The sequence below is a fragment of the Shewanella sp. GJ50-10 genome (genome assembly GCF_055808815.1).
In genome coordinates this window covers 4469861-4485505 of the sequence record NZ_JBVVSS010000001.1, presented here as the reverse complement: position 1 = coordinate 4485505, position 15645 = coordinate 4469861, and the positions used below count along the sequence as shown (strand labels likewise).

Genomic DNA, 15645 nt, shown 5'->3' with positions numbered 1-15645 from the left:
ATGCCTGTTAGGTAAACAGGCTTTATCGGAGTAATAAGATGACACCACATATCAATGCCCCTGAAGGCGCATTTGCTAAAACAGTATTAATGCCTGGCGATCCGTTGCGCGCTAAATACATCGCTGACAATTTTCTTGAAAATGCGGTTTTAGTGACAGATGTTCGTAATATGCTGGGTTATACCGGTGAATTTAATGGTAAGCGTATTTCGGTTATGGGATCTGGCATGGGGATCCCATCGATTTCTATTTATGCCAAAGAGCTGATTACTGAGTATGGTGTTGAAAACATTATTCGTATTGGTTCTTGCGGGGCTGTTAGTGACAAAATCAAATTAATGGACGTTGTTATGGCAATGGGAGCCAGTACTGACTCAGCTATTAACCGTACACGTTTTGCTAACACTGATTTTGCCATGATTGCGGACTTCAACTTGCTGCGTTTAGCTGCTGATGCTGCCGAAAAACAAGGTGCTAATTACCATGTGGGTAATTTGTACTCTTCTGATTTATTTTATAGTGATGATGACACCCGTTACGACCTAATGGAAAAATACGGCATTTTAGGTGTCGAAATGGAAGCTGCTGGCTTATATGGCGTAGCTGCAGAATATGGTGCTAAAGCGCTCGCAATGATGACGGTAACAGACCATTTAAGACAAGGTTTACATTTGACCGCTGATGAGCGCCAGCAAACCTTAAATGACATGATTAAACTTACCCTAGAAGCGGTAAGCCATTTAGATTAAAACTGTTGAATTTAAGTCGTTTGTAAGCTTTGATTTAAGTTTAATAATTAAAATGCCACTAGCAGTCTTTACAAACTATCAGTGGCATTTTTGTTTATTCAATAAATCATAAAGTATCTAAGTGAATGTTGAGGTTATCTCATCCCTAAACTAGCGACACTGCTATCTTGAGTGTATTGAATGGCTTGTGCGCATAAGCTTTTCTTTTGATTATCATCAGATGAATTGAATTGTGAAATATAACGCTCTAATTCATCGCTCGTAGTTTGCGTCATCATCATGTCTTCGATACTGGTTTTATATTTTACTGCCATTAGCTTTTTGATTATATCGGCTTTGGTTGCTGATTCTTCAGAATCAATATCGCTATAAAATACATCGCAGACCATTAATCCAGCCATGCCAATCGCATCATCAGTTGAAAGTTGTTGTGCAGCAGATGCTGATCCTATAAGTACACAGCTAATGACAGCTGCAGAGAGCAATCTTTTCATTTGTTACCTCTATTAAAGCTAAACTCTTCTAAAAAGTTGAATTCATTTTTAGCAAGAGTAACTAAATAGCTATATCTATATTGTTACTGAGCTCTATAGCTTGGTCATTTTTAGTCTTTTTTATCTATTAAAGGGGCTGAAAAGCAATTTATGCAGCAGTTTTGCTGCTAAATAGAGCAAAATCGCTAGATGTAGGTTTTTACTATATGGGCAATTACATGGGTAGGCTTATTGGTAATGTGCTGTCTGATGTTGTGTTTCACACTTTATGGTATTGAAGTTTTTGTGTTAGTGGTATTTGTCGTAATTGTCCGATAGTTTTTAATGAGTATTCCAAGCATAAGCATCAATGGTTTTATAACGCTTAGACCTTTCATTAATTTAAAGATTAAAATGCCGTTTAAAAATCAATCGGTATTTTTGTTTCTTACTAGTCAGCGAGCTACTAGCTACTAGCTTTTATAATGTTAAAGCGGTTTAAAAACCAAACTTGCCGTTAGTATTTTTCCATTCGCTTTCTGCAGGGATTGGTTCGATGGTGTCCCAGTGCTCTACAATCTTGCCATTTTCCAGGCGAAATAAATCATAAAATGAAACATGTTTGTTCATAAAGGTGCCTTCGCTAATGGATAACACAAAGTTACCTTCACCTAGTATTTTATGGTTTTTACTAACAACCATAGGCATATTGGCTGCTGCGAGTTCACCTAATGCCTTGCCTAAACCACTAAGTCCATCAGCAATACCTGGATTATGTTGTATGTAGGCATCGTCTTCATTATCAATGAATTGATTGATCTTAGACATGTCGCCATTCATAAGAATCGTTTTGACAAAGTCAGCCACAATGGCTTTATTCTCATCAGTTTTGTTTAAATCAGTTATTTCTGTAGCACCATCCAGTTGGGTTCTTCCGCTGGCATTTGCAGGGGCTATTTCTTGTAAGTTGTCCCAATGTTCAACAATTTTACCTTCTTCAAAGCGGAATACATCAAAGCCTGCTTTAGGGCCAAAGAAATTATATTCTGTGTGAGTGAAGGTGTAATCACCATCTTGAAATGAGCGTTTAACACTTGCCTTAGCGCTACCTTCTGGAAGTTGTTGTAATACTGCGCCAAAACCCGCTAAACCATCTTCTACCGCTAAATTATGTTGGATATATTTTTCAGGATTGATGTACCCAATGGCTGATTGATCACCTGTCTCAATGCTTGAGATAACGGCAACAGTTTTTTCTTTATTAGACACTTTGCTAGACATTGTAGATATCTCCTGGGTAGCGGAACATGCGATTAAACTCATTATGCTTGCAGTGATAAGAGTATGTTTGAATAGGGTAGAAACTGTTTTCATTGTTTTGTCCTCTGTTTGCTTGAGAACAATATTAGAGAAGCAAGGTGAATGTTGGCAGAGTGTATATGAGTGTAAAAATGGTGAATATCGAACTTCAGAGAGCTTTAATACTTTTATGCTAACTGTTTTAAAAACTGACTTGGTGTAGTACTAGTTTGATTTTTAAAGTATTTAACGAAATTACTAGCATCTTCAAAACCAAAGTCATATGCGATTTGTTGAGATGGTTTTTGGCTAATAACAATATGACGCTTGATTTCTACAACAGTAAAGGCATCGATCATTTGTTTGGCTGTTAAACCTGTAGCGAGTTTACAAATTTGATTTAAGGTTTTGTAAGTGACATTAATTTGGTTTGAATACCAGTTTGCATCACGGGTTTTACGCGTGTTTTGTTGCATTAGCTCGAAAAAGCGCGCCAGCTTTATACTTTGTTCTTGGGATAATTGGTCGTGTTTTGCTTCTGGTCTAAGTCGATGGAGTATTAACGCCAATGCAGAGAATAAATACATCACTACTAGTTGTTCTGTTTGTGGCTGATTTATTTCGGCTATCATCTCATTGATTAAGGTTTCGGTTCTATGACATGTCTGTGCATCTAATTTAAGTTGTGGCGAGTGTTGTTGATTGAGGTGGGTGGGAGTGTATTTGGGCAGGCGCATATTGGCATGCACATGATCAAGAAAGGCTTGTGTAAAAATAAGTACCTTACCCTGTGGCTTTGAAGAAAAGTCAAAGGCATGAACCTGTTCTCGTTGGACGAACAACAGTGAACCTGCTTCAAATGGGTAGTTATTGAAATCCACCATATGCTCCCCTTCACCCTGCTCAAAATAAATGAGCATAAAGAAATTTACTCTATGGGGGTGCTGTGGATTATGATCAATATCCGTTCTTTGGTATATCGAAGCTAAGTCGATAACTTCCAGTTCCTCATCATCAGATTGTTGATGATTAAAACCAATATTGGGTATATTCAATATATAACTCCACTTATTTCAGAGTAAAAGTGTAGTGGATAGCGCCATAGTCTAGCAACTTATTAAACTCTCTAAGGTTATGTCTGTTAAATAAGGACATTTATTACTTCATGGTGACTTTGCCACCAATCATTTTATAAGCTGGGGTTCCGCGAACTAAGGTATCTCGAGCAAAAGGAGTTTCACATTGTGGACACACACAAGGTGTTTTAGTGTAATCATCAACAATCCGTTCTTTAAAACACTTAACTAATGCGCCTTTGCCACCTTTACGATATTTAAATAGTTGGGTTTTGCATTTAGCACAAAATATATCAACGGTGCGGGTCGGTCCTTTAGCATTTGGTTTAGCCAAAATAACTCCTAATATGGTTAAGGATTAAATGGTAAATCAAACGCAGTAGAGTTGATAGTGACTAGAACCGATAACCAAAATTGGCGGTTACAGTATTCGTATCAAACTTCTGGTAGGTATAAACCAAAGAAAACTCATAATTTGATGTAAAATCATATCGCCAACCTAATGCTGCTAAGGCACCAATACCTTCATTATCTGTATCTACATTTTCATCGTCATATCTTAAATTTGCAATGACATGATATTGGGCTGCACCTAGCTTAAATAGAAAAGAAGAGCGTTGTGAAACTGGAGTTGAATATACGGCTGCTAGACGAAGACTAGATACTTTATCAATATAAGCGCTGGTTAGCGGAGATAAAACAATGGAGCCTGTTATTTTTTGGTACATGTAGCCTATTTCGCTTCCCCAACTAGGGTTGAATTGATAACGGTAAGCGACTTCATAATGATGTTTTAAGTTTAATCTCTCTTCATCAAACCCATGCACTTCAGCCCATCGAGATACGCCTAAGCCACCACCTAAACTGATAACGTGGTGCGAGTCGTCAATAACTTCCTCTGCTGTGGTCAAAGAAGGAATTAGCAACGTCATGATGAGGAAAATGTATCTCACTTTAAGTGTCCTTGAAATATCAGCCTTAAAAATTGGCGTGCCTTTATATCAAGGTTAAAAGTCAGTTAGCATGTCATTGACGAAGTAGTTTTTTGTTGATGAAACTATTTGCCTGATTAAATTAAAAAGCCTTCAATATCATATTGAAGGCTTTATAATTTCGAACTATTTAGTGACAATTTTATACAATCGTATTAACCAAATTCACCACTAACATAACCCTGAGTGCGTGAGTCTTGCGGGTTATTAAATACTTGGTGTGTCTCACCTTGCTCTACTAATTCACCCATCCAGAAGAACGCAGTTCTATCTGAAATTCGTTTAGCTTGGTTCATCGAGTGAGTCACAATAACAATGGTGAACTTTTTACGTAACTCATCCATCAACTCTTCAATTTTATGAGTTGCGATAGGATCAAGTGCACTGGTTGGCTCATCCATTAAGATAACTTCTGGCTCCATTGCAATAGCACGGGCAATACATAAACGTTGTTGCTGACCGCCTGAAAGACCAAATGCTGGTGTATTTAAACGATCTTTCACTTCTTCCCATAGTGCTGCACCGCGTAATGAGTCTTCCACTACTTGGTCAAGTACCGCTTTATCTTTAACCCCTTGGGCTTTAAGTCCAAATGCGATGTTTTCATAAATGCTCATTGGAAACGGGTTTGGCTTTTGAAAAACCATACCAACGCGCATTCTAAGCTGTTTAACATCAACATCTGCGTAAATATCTTCACCTTCAAATGCCACTGTACCGGTAATTTTTACCCCAGCAACTAAATCATTCATTCGGTTTAGGGTTCTTAGTAGGGTTGATTTACCACAACCAGATGGCCCAATTAGTGCCGTTACCTGACGAGACGGAATGTTAATTGAGATATCTTTTAACGCGTGGTTCTCACCGTAGAATAAGTCTAAGTTGTTTACTTGTAATTTGTTCATTATCTGGCCTTTATATAACACGACTTTTTACGTGTTATTTACTGTTCGTTTTATGAGTACTGCGTGCTTTGTGCACATATCTCATGATGTAATGACTATTTATTGCCGATTGTTTAAGGCGTTTAAGTAAATAGTGATTAGATTTATTTATTTAATCGACCTGCAATCACTTTGGTCGCTAAGTTCAGCATTAATACGAGTACAATCAAGATGGTTGCAGTCGCATAAGCCTGATCCCACTCATGTTGAGTAAATAACTCTTGAGTTAACTTATATAAATGAACAGTCAATGTTCGGCCTGAATCCATTACAGAGTCAGGTATTTGAGTCACCATACCGGCAGTTAAAAATACCGGTGCTGACTCTCCAATTACACGGCCAGTACTTAAAATGACTGACGTAACAATGCCTGGTAATGCGCTGGGTAAAATTAAACGCCAAATGGTGTAAATCTTACTACTACCTAATGCGTAACCACCTTCACGGTAGCTCATCGGTACTGCCATTAATGCTTCTTCAGTCGTACGGATAATTACGGGTAAAATCAGCATGGCTAACGTCAGTGCCCCCGAAAGGATTGAGAAGCCTAAACCTAAGGTAGTGACAAAGAATGTCATACCGAATAGGCCATAAACAATTGACGGAATACCAGCTAATGATTCAGTACAAAAGCGAATAACCTGAACAAACTTGCTACCAGGCGCTGCGTACTCAGTAAGGTAAATAGCCGTCATAATGCCAATCGGTGCGGCGAAAGCTAATGAAAGCAATACCATATAGACCGTTGAGACTATCATCGCCCAAATACCAGAAGCTTCACCAATACGAGTGTAAGAACTTGTAATGAACTCCCAGCTTACATGGCTTAAACCATTTGAAAGAATGTGCCAAACAACCCACAACAGAAATAAAATGGTTACACCTGCTGCAGCCCAAATAGCGCCATGCAGTAATTTATCTTGGTTCTCTCTCGACAGTAATGACTTCGAGTTTGATTGAGTAAACTTAGACATGATTAGTACGCTCTCTTGCGATTTAGATATAGCAGTGAACCGTTAAGTAGCACAATAAAAGCTAATAACACGATTCCTGTTGCATACAATGCACTTGAATGGATGCCAGTTGCGTATGACATTTCCATTGCGATGTTTGCTGTTAATGTTCTCGCTGGCTCAAGGATTGAACCAGGCATTGCTGGAGCGTTGCCCATTACCATAATAATGGCCATGGTTTCACCAATTGCACGTGCAACACCAAGTGCCACACCCGTTAAAATGCCACTTTTAGCTGCAGGAATTAATACTTTAAAAATACTGTAAACATGTGATGCCCCAAGTGCTAATGCACCTTCTTTATAAACAGAAGGTAAGGCTCTTATTGAGGTCTCTGAAATAGTAATGACAGTTGGCAAAATCATGATTGCCAATACTATGATTCCTGCTAATAGGGTGTTACCAGCAGGAATATTAAATAGGGTTTCGATAGCTGGGACAATAATCACCAACCCGAAAAAGCCGTAAACAACAGATGGAATACCAGCGAGTAGTTCAACAGCGGGTCTAACGAGATCAGCTAACCATTTGGGAGCAATTTCTGCGAGGAATACCGCAGTAAGAATTGCGATTGGAACACCAATCATAACGGCGCCAGCAGTAGAGATGATTGAGGCGACAATCATCGGGAGTATGCCATATAACGCTGGTGGCAACCATTCTTTACCTGTTACAAACTCAGTAACGCCTGCTTCTTTAAATGCGGGTAAACCTTCGTTAAATACAAACCATCCAATGGTGGAAACAGATAGAACGCCAACCATAGCGCAACATAGGAATAGGCCATGAAAGAAGATTTCTTTAATGTCTATGGCGTTTTTAGGTGCAAGTTGCAGTCCTTGTGGTTGGACTTTAGTTGCTGTATTCATCATATGCCTCGAGGTCGTACTGATGATTAAATAATTTTAATATTTGTTAGAAACTACAAAAGAGGAGCATAAGCTCCTCTTAAGATATTTCGTTCAATAATTACTGAACGCGGATGTAACCTTCTTCAGCAACAATGCTTTGACCGTCATTTGACATGATGAAGTCTAGGAAGCCTTGTGCATTTGGATGTGGCTGGTCATTCACTAATACGATGAATGGACGAGCGATTTGGTAGTCGCCAGCTGCGATGTTTTTATCAGTAGCTTCAACACCACCAACACTAAGAGCAACTAAAGAGTCATCAACTGAACCTAGTGAGATATAACCAATAGCAAATGGGTTGTTAGCAACGATTGTTTTAATCATGCCGTTACCGTTACCTACTTGAGCAGTAGGAGTAATAGCCGTTACTTTATGGCCGTTTACTGTACGTTGTAAGTCCATGATTTCTTCGAAAGCACCACGAGTACCTGAACCGTTTTCACGAGTTACTACAACGATAGGACGTGCTTCGCCGCCAACTTCGCTCCAGTTTTTGATTTCACCGCGGTAGATTTTTGAAATTTGATCTTGAGTTAAGTCTTGAACAGGGTTTGCTTTGTTTACTGCTGCAGCAATACCGTCACGAGCAATAACGATTTCTTTTGTATTGTCGTTTAGTTCATTTTCTTTAATGTTACGAGAAGACATACCAATCATGCTGGTGCCGTCTTTCGCAGCACGAATACCTGCAGAAGAACCTGTGCTTTGCACTTCAACGTTCTTTTTCGCTGTGTTTTGATAATTCTCTGCTAGCACTTCCATAACGTGTGCAACAGATGTTGAACCAGATACTGTAACTGTACCAGCTTGAACAAGAGGTGCCGTCATTAAACCAACAGCAGTTAATAAACCAATCACTTTTTTCATCACAAGTTCCACTTATTATTTGGACTTAAATTTGTACTTAAATACCCGTCTTGGATATTGGAAGTTAGGGTGCTTCTTTCAACGCTGTAATTTGAAGCGAGTGCATTAAGACAGATCAATATGACAGTTAAGTTACAATGGAAAATGTCGCTATCTTTTCTATAGGTGGTATCTAAGCTGATGTTTTTGATATGTTATTTAACTGTTAAGGTTTTATCTTTATTAACTATAATTCAGTAAAAAGTTATCAGGCTTTCTTAAATCAACTTAAACGTCGCAAGATATTACTTATGCTGGCTGGTGGTGCTGTTTGGATCTTGCAGGGGCGTAAATAAAAGTTTTGTGTTAATAGTCTTTTAAGTCTATTTTAAGTTTGGTGGCGCGATAAATGCTATATTGTGCACAAATTAATTCTCACTAATTATTTTATTAAAGTTTTATTACAGTCGAGCTTAATTATCGATTTAGTTATAAAACTCACAAAGCTTATAACTTTGTCTTTTATTCCTGAAAGGCAAAACATCAAAACACTCTAACTTAATTTCTTAAAGGCGGGCTTTATGACAACCGAGATGATCATGATTGGAATGTCTATTCTGGTTGTTATTGGCATTCTATTACATCATCCGTCTCGAACTCTTGGTATTCCGTCGCTATTTATTTTTATGGGTGTAGGGCTGTCACTGGGCAATGGTGAATTTAACTTTGTATATGACAACTTAGAGAAAACCGCATGGATAGGCGGGCTGGCTTTAAACGTGATTGTATTTGTGGGTGGTTTGAATACTTCAACAGCAAAAATAAAGGTGGCTTATAAAGAAGGAGGTGTTCTAGCTTCGTTCGGGGTTATTTTTACGACAATAATCTTTGCAACCATTTTATATTTATTGCTCGATTTTGACTTTATTATTTGTTTACTCTTTGCGGCTGTGGTTTCTTCTACCGATGCGGCTGCGGTATTTTCAATTCTGGAATCTAAAAAGCTTAAGTTAAAAGAAGAAACCGATACTGTGTTGGAGTTTGAATCAGCAACCAATGACCCAGTTGCTATGTTGATGGTGATTGTATTAACTGAAATGGCATTATCATCAACTCAATCGGTATCACTTTCTTCACTTAGCCTCGATTTGGTTACTCAGATCTTAGTCGCAGTCGTTGCAGGGTTCTTAATCGGCAAAATTGCGGTTACTTTATTGAATAAAATTAGTTTATCTGAGTATGGTTTGATCCCTGTATTTGTCTTAGCCAGCTTTATCATTGCTACCTATGGTGCAGATTTATTAGGCGGTAATATCTTATTGGCTTCTTATATAGCAGGTGTGGTGATAGGCAATGGTATTAAACGTGGTCAACAAGTTAACTTGCACTTCTTTAATAGCTTGTCTTGGCTGGCACAGGCATTGATGTTTATTGTGTTGGGACTTCAGATTTTCCCACAAACATTAATGACAGTATTTTGGGCTTCAATTATCCCAGGTTTATTATTGATATTTGTAGCAAGGCCTTTAGCCGTGCAGATGTGTTACTTACCTTTTGTAAAAGCAAGTTGGAAAAAGCGTCTATTTATATCAATGATTGGCTTAAAGGGGGCGACACCTATTGTGTTTGCACTTATACCGGCGGCTGCAGGTGTACCAGGTGCTATTGATATAGTCCATATGGTGTTCTTTTTTGTCTTGTTCTCTATCTTCATTCAAGGCGGTGCAATAGCGCCATTAGCGAATAAGCTCGGCTTAGAGAAAGAGACTCCGCCAAAATAGTAGCAATCTACTAATTACACATTAAATTGAGGTTATGCTGTGGCAGCATTAGCCAAATCATTAGCCTCAATTTTATTCCAAACTTTGTCATGAAAATAAAACACTACAGTGTTTACAGCTGGCTCAATCAAGGCGACGGCTCCACCAATAACAATGCTGCCAGTTAATAAATAAGTGATAGTAAAGGCAACGCTAAAGTGCAAAATAGCAAATGTGATAGTCTTTTTCATGAGATAACCCTCGTAAGTAATATTGTTTAATCGAATTAATGATAACAATTCTCATTACTATTTAAAGCTTTTTTTATCAATTACAACAAAAGGCTTATTCGATTAGGATTTAAACCATCTTTTAATGATGTGAAAACATCTGCAAATGAGAGGGTCCCATTTATTAATGGCTTATAGATTTATTAATGGCTTATAGATAGTACAAGTTGGTGTTTTGGCAGGAATTGCGAATATTTGTTCAGATAACAGCTTAAACCCTCCCAATTAATGAGAGGGTTATCCTATGATAGGATTAAGCAGGCTGTATATGGACTAATGCTTTATTAGAGTTAATAGTGCCAAGGAAACTTAGAAAAATCTTGATCGCGCTTTTCAAGAAATGCATCACGACCTTCTTGAGCTTCGTCAGTACCATAAGCTAGACGTGTCGCCTCACCAGCAAATAGTTGTTGGCCAACCAATCCATCATCAGGCAAATTGAATCCGTATTTAAGCATGCGCATTGCTGTTGGTGATTTACTGTTGATTTCTTTTGCCCACGATAAGGCTTCGGTTTCTAATTCAGCATGAGGAATTGCACGGTTAACCATCCCCATATCAAATGCTTCTTCTGCTGTGTAATTAAAACCAAGGAAGAAAATTTCACGGGCACGCTTTTGACCAATCATTTTAGCTAAATATGCACTGCCATAACCAGAATCAAAACTACCAACGTCTGGATCTGTTTGTTTAAATACGGCGTGTTCTTTTGACGCTAATGTTAGGTCGCAGACCACATGTAAACTATGGCCGCCGCCAACAGCCCAACCTGGTACAACCGCGATAACCACTTTAGGCATAAAGCGAATAAGGCGTTGTACTTCTAATATATGTAAGCGGCCCATACGTGCAACATCAGGTTTGCCTTCTTCGACGCCTTCATATTTATAACCGTCTTTGCCACGAATACGTTGATCACCGCCAGCACAGAAAGAAAACTGCCCTTTGGCTGATGGTCCATTACCCGTTAGTAATACACAGCCAACATCAGACCACTGGCGAGCATGATCTAAAGCGGTATAAAGCTCATCAACGGTTTTTGGGCGAAAAGAGTTAAGACAATCAGGACGATTGATTGCAATACGAACCGTACCTTGGTCTTTGGCGCGATGATAAGTGATGTCTTCAAAGTCGAAGCCATTTACAGTGTCCCAAAGTGTTGGGTCAAATATATCAGAAACCTGTTGTGTCATTTTACTAGCCTTTTTCAATCGAATATCCAAAGGCTAGGCTGAATTAAATCTCAGGTCAATTGACAGATGTCAGGAAAGTTAAATTTATATTTTATCGCAGATTAATTGCAGGTTTTCTTTGCCAAAAATAGGGTGTCTTGCACCAAAACCGCAATACTCACTATCAAAAGCAGCAACTGTGCTGTTATCAGTAAAAATAGCTTTAAATTCTAAAGCCTCTTTTGATGTTAGTCTTTCGAGAACACCAGACGGCATAGAAATCACTTTATCGCTCTTTCTAATAATTTTAGTGCCTGTCATCGACGTCACTTTTTCATCAGCGCTGTCTAGTACCGATTGAATTTCAGCAATCGGTTCATCTAACTTATCTGTTTCAGTCGCAAAGTAGTAAATAACTGCACCAATCAGTGCAATAAGGATCCAACCTCTCATCATTTAGTCCAATTAAAGTGAATAACCATGAATAATACGAGTATAATATACTCAATTAACACTCTATACACGAGTGTGCAGCAGTTGATAGTGTTTTTTATTTAAAACCGATAACTTATTTCGGCAACTGCTACTTATTTTGCCCCTTTTATGAGTAGTAAGGCATTAAGATGACCCAAGAATCTACACCTAAAGATTACGCCAAACAAAAACGGATTAAGATTCACCAACCCGACGCTAGTAAGGCTGACAGATTTAATCCAAGTAATAGTATTTATGTGCGCGCCGTAACTGGTTTGTGGACCACAGTAAGAAGGCGTATTGGTTGGGCAACAATGTCATTTTTCTTAATATTACCTTGGCTACCTTGGGGTGACAGACAGGCTGTTTGGTTTAATTTAGCTGAGCAGAAGTTTCATATCTTTGGGCTGACTATTTGGCCACAAGATTTAACCTTGTTGGCAGCACTATTTACTATTGCAGCATTTGGCTTGTTCTTTGTTACGACTTACCTTGGCAGGGTGTGGTGTGGCTACACATGCCCACAAACCGTTTGGACGTTTATTTTTATTTGGTTCGAAGAAAAATTTGAAGGAGCACGTAATAAACGAATCAAACTAGATCAAATGCCATGGAGCTTTAATAAGTTATGGCGAAAGACAGCCAAACATACCTCCTGGATCCTCATTTCGTTATTAACCGCAATGACATTCGTGTCTTACTTCGTACCCAGTCGTGAAGTGTATGTAGATGTATTCACCCTGAATGCCGACTTAAGTATTTATTTCTGGGTGGTCTTTTTTACCTTTGCTACATATGGAAATGCAGGTTGGATGCGTGAAATTATGTGTATTCACATGTGCCCGTATGCTCGTTTTCAAGCTGCTATGTTTGATAAAAACACATATATAGTGGGTTATGACACTAAGCGCGGTGAAACAAGAGGGCCAAGATCTCGTAAAGCTGACCCTAAAGAAATGGGCTTAGGTGACTGTATCGACTGTGACTTATGTGTTCAAGTTTGCCCAACAGGTATCGATATTCGTAATGGTCTTCAATATGAATGTATAAACTGTGGTGCTTGTATTGATGCTTGCGACACAACAATGGAACGTATGGGCTATGACAAAGGCTTAATTAGTTATACCACCGAAAATAAGCTTGAAGAGATCAAAGAAACCATCGTAAGACCGAAGCTTATTGGTTATGGGGTGGCATTAACTGTGATGATCTTGGTATTCGTTTATGCCAGTGCCACTATTGCTCCATTACGGATGGACGTTATTCGAGATAGAAATGCACTTTATCGGATAACCAATGATGGTCTAGTTGAAAATACCTATACCTTGAAGTTGCTTAATAAAACCGAGCAAGCACAAGAATACCAACTTTCAATGGACGGTTTAGATTCATATGAATGGAATGGACCGAACCAAGTTGCAGTTAAAGCTGGTGAAGTTCTGACATTACCTATTAGTATTGCCGTTGATCCCGGTTTATTAGAACGAACAGTCACTAATATTAACTTAGTGGTTACTGCAACTATCGAAGGCAAGGTCGTTATAATCAAACAAGAATCAAGATTCTTTGGTGAGTAAATGACGTTATAGCAAGAAAAAGGGACTGTTTAGTCCCTTTTTTATGCGTTTCGTTTGAAAAAGCGGCTGTCATTCATATTTCTGTCATTTTCTTTCAAAAAGCCCTTGCGGTGTTTCATAATCTCCCTATAATGCGCATCCACTGACACGGCAGAGCGCAACAGCGAAACACTGAGTCAGGTTGATTTGAGAAGGTTTTAACCACTTCAAATTAACGGCAAAAAGAAGTTTGAAAAAACACTTGACGCCAACGAGGGAAAGCGTAGAATACGCATCCCTGACCAACACGGTCAACGCTCTTTAACAATCAAACAAGTAAATCTGTGTGGACACTCACAGGTGTTGAGTTAATCGAAATTGTCACTTAGGTGGCAATCAAAATTATTATCAATGTAACGATGAGTGTTCATAGCAATATGTAACAAACAGGATGTAGATTCTTCCGAGTCTGCATAATGTAATCAGAATTCATTGAGCCGAGACTTAGTCTCAAAAAACTTTAATTGAAGAGTTTGATCATGGCTCAGATTGAACGCTGGCGGCAGGCCTAACACATGCAAGTCGAGCGGTAACAGGAAGAAAGCTTGCTTTCTTTGCTGACGAGCGGCGGACGGGTGAGTAATGCCTAGGGATCTGCCCAGTCGAGGGGGATAACAGTTGGAAACGACTGCTAATACCGCATACGCCCTACGGGGGAAAGGAGGGGACCTTCGGGCCTTTCGCGATTGGATGAACCTAGGTGGGATTAGCTAGTTGGTAAGGTAATGGCTTACCAAGGCGACGATCCCTAGCTGTTCTGAGAGGATGATCAGCCACACTGGGACTGAGACACGGCCCAGACTCCTACGGGAGGCAGCAGTGGGGAATATTGCACAATGGGGGAAACCCTGATGCAGCCATGCCGCGTGTGTGAAGAAGGCCCTAGGGTTGTAAAGCACTTTCAGTAGGGAGGAAAGGTAGTGGTTTAATACGCCATTACTGTGACGTTACCTACAGAAGAAGGACCGGCTAACTTCGTGCCAGCAGCCGCGGTAATACGAGGGGTCCAAGCGTTAATCGGAATTACTGGGCGTAAAGCGTACGCAGGCGGTTCATTAAGCCAGATGTGAAATCCCCGGGCTCAACCTGGGAATTGCATTTGGAACTGGTGAACTAGAGTCTTGTAGAGGGGGTAGAATTTCAGGTGTAGCGGTGAAATGCGTAGAGATCTGAAGGAATACCGGTGGCGAAGGCGGCCCCCTGGACAAAGACTGACGCTCATGTACGAAAGCGTGGGGAGCAAACAGGATTAGATACCCTGGTAGTCCACGCCGTAAACGATGTCTACTCGGAGTTTGGTGCCTTGAGCACTGGGCTCCCAAGCTAACGCATTAAGTAGACCGCCTGGGGAGTACGGCCGCAAGGTTAAAACTCAAATGAATTGACGGGGGCCCGCACAAGCGGTGGAGCATGTGGTTTAATTCGATGCAACGCGAAGAACCTTACCTACTCTTGACATCCAGAGAATTCGCTAGAGATAGCTTAGTGCCTTCGGGAACTCTGAGACAGGTGCTGCATGGCTGTCGTCAGCTCGTGTTGTGAAATGTTGGGTTAAGTCCCGCAACGAGCGCAACCCCTATCCTTATTTGCCAGCGCGTAATGGCGGGAACTCTAGGGAGACTGCCGGTGATAAACCGGAGGAAGGTGGGGACGACGTCAAGTCATCATGGCCCTTACGAGTAGGGCTACACACGTGCTACAATGGCGTATACAGAGGGTTGCAAAGCCGCAAGGTCTAGCTAATCTCACAAAGTACGTCGTAGTCCGGATTGGAGTCTGCAACTCGACTCCATGAAGTCGGAATCGCTAGTAATCGTAGATCAGAATGCTACGGTGAATACGTTCCCGGGCCTTGTACACACCGCCCGTCACACCATGGGAGTGGGCTGCACCAGAAGTAGATAGTCTAACCTTCGGGGGGACGTTTACCACGGTGTGGTTCATGACTGGGGTGAAGTCGTAACAAGGTAGCCCTAGGGGAACCTGGGGCTGGATCACCTCCTTACCTATACGACTAACTTGATGTTTG

Annotated in this window: 15 protein-coding genes and 1 rRNA gene; 4 read left to right on the top strand and 12 right to left on the bottom strand. The window is 40.1% G+C overall.

The annotated features are described in order from the left end of the window. Positions 1 to 38 precede the first annotated feature (38 nt). Positions 39 to 749, top strand: coding sequence for a purine-nucleoside phosphorylase (gene deoD, locus AC0L4E_RS18945; protein WP_473681070.1), 711 nt, complete (start codon positions 39 to 41; stop codon positions 747 to 749). A 134-nt stretch (positions 750 to 883) separates the two neighbouring features. Here the strand turns inward: deoD and AC0L4E_RS18940 are convergent, their stop codons facing one another. From AC0L4E_RS18940 to AC0L4E_RS18900, 9 genes are all read right to left on the bottom strand, one after another. Further along, positions 884 to 1243 carry a hypothetical protein gene (locus AC0L4E_RS18940; protein ID WP_473681068.1) on the bottom strand — a complete coding sequence of 120 codons (360 nt, stop codon included), beginning with the start codon at positions 1241 to 1243 and terminating at the stop codon, positions 884 to 886. 477 nt (positions 1244 to 1720) lie between these two features. After that, positions 1721 to 2503 carry a nuclear transport factor 2 family protein gene (locus AC0L4E_RS18935; protein ID WP_473681066.1) on the bottom strand — a complete coding sequence of 261 codons (783 nt, stop codon included), beginning with the start codon at positions 2501 to 2503 and terminating at the stop codon, positions 1721 to 1723. A gap of 206 nt (positions 2504 to 2709) precedes the next feature. Then, on the bottom strand, positions 2710 to 3576 hold the full coding sequence (locus AC0L4E_RS18930) for an AraC family transcriptional regulator (RefSeq protein WP_473681064.1): 867 nt from the start codon (positions 3574 to 3576) through the stop codon (positions 2710 to 2712). A 103-nt stretch (positions 3577 to 3679) separates the two neighbouring features. Then, positions 3680 to 3931 (bottom strand): hypothetical protein, encoded by a 252-nt coding sequence (locus AC0L4E_RS18925; protein ID WP_473681062.1) that lies wholly within the window; start codon positions 3929 to 3931, stop codon positions 3680 to 3682. Between the two features lie 61 nt (positions 3932 to 3992). Next, positions 3993 to 4550: an outer membrane beta-barrel protein gene (locus tag AC0L4E_RS18920; protein ID WP_473681060.1), complete on the bottom strand. Its 558-nt coding sequence runs from the start codon at positions 4548 to 4550 to the stop codon at positions 3993 to 3995. 194 nt (positions 4551 to 4744) lie between these two features. Next, a complete protein-coding gene (pstB, locus tag AC0L4E_RS18915; RefSeq protein ID WP_473681058.1) occupies positions 4745 to 5494 on the bottom strand; it encodes a phosphate ABC transporter ATP-binding protein PstB in 750 nt (249 codons plus the stop codon). A 143-nt stretch (positions 5495 to 5637) separates the two neighbouring features. Beyond that, entirely contained in the window at positions 5638 to 6507 is an 870-nt protein-coding gene (gene pstA, locus AC0L4E_RS18910) for a phosphate ABC transporter permease PstA (protein WP_299573366.1), read from the bottom strand. 2 nt (positions 6508 to 6509) lie between these two features. Then, positions 6510 to 7415: a phosphate ABC transporter permease subunit PstC gene (gene pstC, locus AC0L4E_RS18905; RefSeq protein ID WP_220754421.1), complete on the bottom strand. Its 906-nt coding sequence runs from the start codon at positions 7413 to 7415 to the stop codon at positions 6510 to 6512. 100 nt (positions 7416 to 7515) lie between these two features. After that, positions 7516 to 8325, bottom strand: a complete 810-nt coding sequence (locus AC0L4E_RS18900; RefSeq protein ID WP_299573363.1) for a phosphate ABC transporter substrate-binding protein — start codon at positions 8323 to 8325, stop codon at positions 7516 to 7518. Between the two features lie 560 nt (positions 8326 to 8885). On the opposite strand from AC0L4E_RS18900, the gene AC0L4E_RS18895 reads away from it, so the two are divergent. Beyond that, positions 8886 to 10085 carry a potassium/proton antiporter gene (locus AC0L4E_RS18895; RefSeq protein WP_473681055.1) on the top strand — a complete coding sequence of 400 codons (1200 nt, stop codon included), beginning with the start codon at positions 8886 to 8888 and terminating at the stop codon, positions 10083 to 10085. 32 nt (positions 10086 to 10117) lie between these two features. Here the strand turns inward: AC0L4E_RS18895 and AC0L4E_RS18890 are convergent, their stop codons facing one another. From AC0L4E_RS18890 to AC0L4E_RS18880, 3 genes are all read right to left on the bottom strand, one after another. After that, positions 10118 to 10315, bottom strand: a complete 198-nt coding sequence (locus AC0L4E_RS18890; RefSeq protein WP_299573357.1) for a DUF2061 domain-containing protein — start codon at positions 10313 to 10315, stop codon at positions 10118 to 10120. 329 nt (positions 10316 to 10644) lie between these two features. Then, entirely contained in the window at positions 10645 to 11547 is a 903-nt protein-coding gene (locus AC0L4E_RS18885) for a 1,4-dihydroxy-2-naphthoyl-CoA synthase (RefSeq protein ID WP_473681053.1), read from the bottom strand. 84 nt (positions 11548 to 11631) lie between these two features. Then, positions 11632 to 11979, bottom strand: coding sequence for a hypothetical protein (locus AC0L4E_RS18880; protein WP_473681051.1), 348 nt, complete (start codon positions 11977 to 11979; stop codon positions 11632 to 11634). Positions 11980 to 12149: 170 nt separating this feature from the next. Here AC0L4E_RS18880 and ccoG point away from each other — a divergent pair, with 170 nt between their 5' ends. Together ccoG and AC0L4E_RS18870 are read left to right on the top strand one after the other, a co-directional pair. Continuing rightward, positions 12150 to 13577, top strand: coding sequence for a cytochrome c oxidase accessory protein CcoG (gene ccoG, locus AC0L4E_RS18875; protein ID WP_473681049.1), 1428 nt, complete (start codon positions 12150 to 12152; stop codon positions 13575 to 13577). Between the two features lie 500 nt (positions 13578 to 14077). Beyond that, positions 14078 to 15621 (top strand): 16S ribosomal RNA (locus AC0L4E_RS18870). Positions 15622 to 15645: the final 24 nt, after the last annotated feature.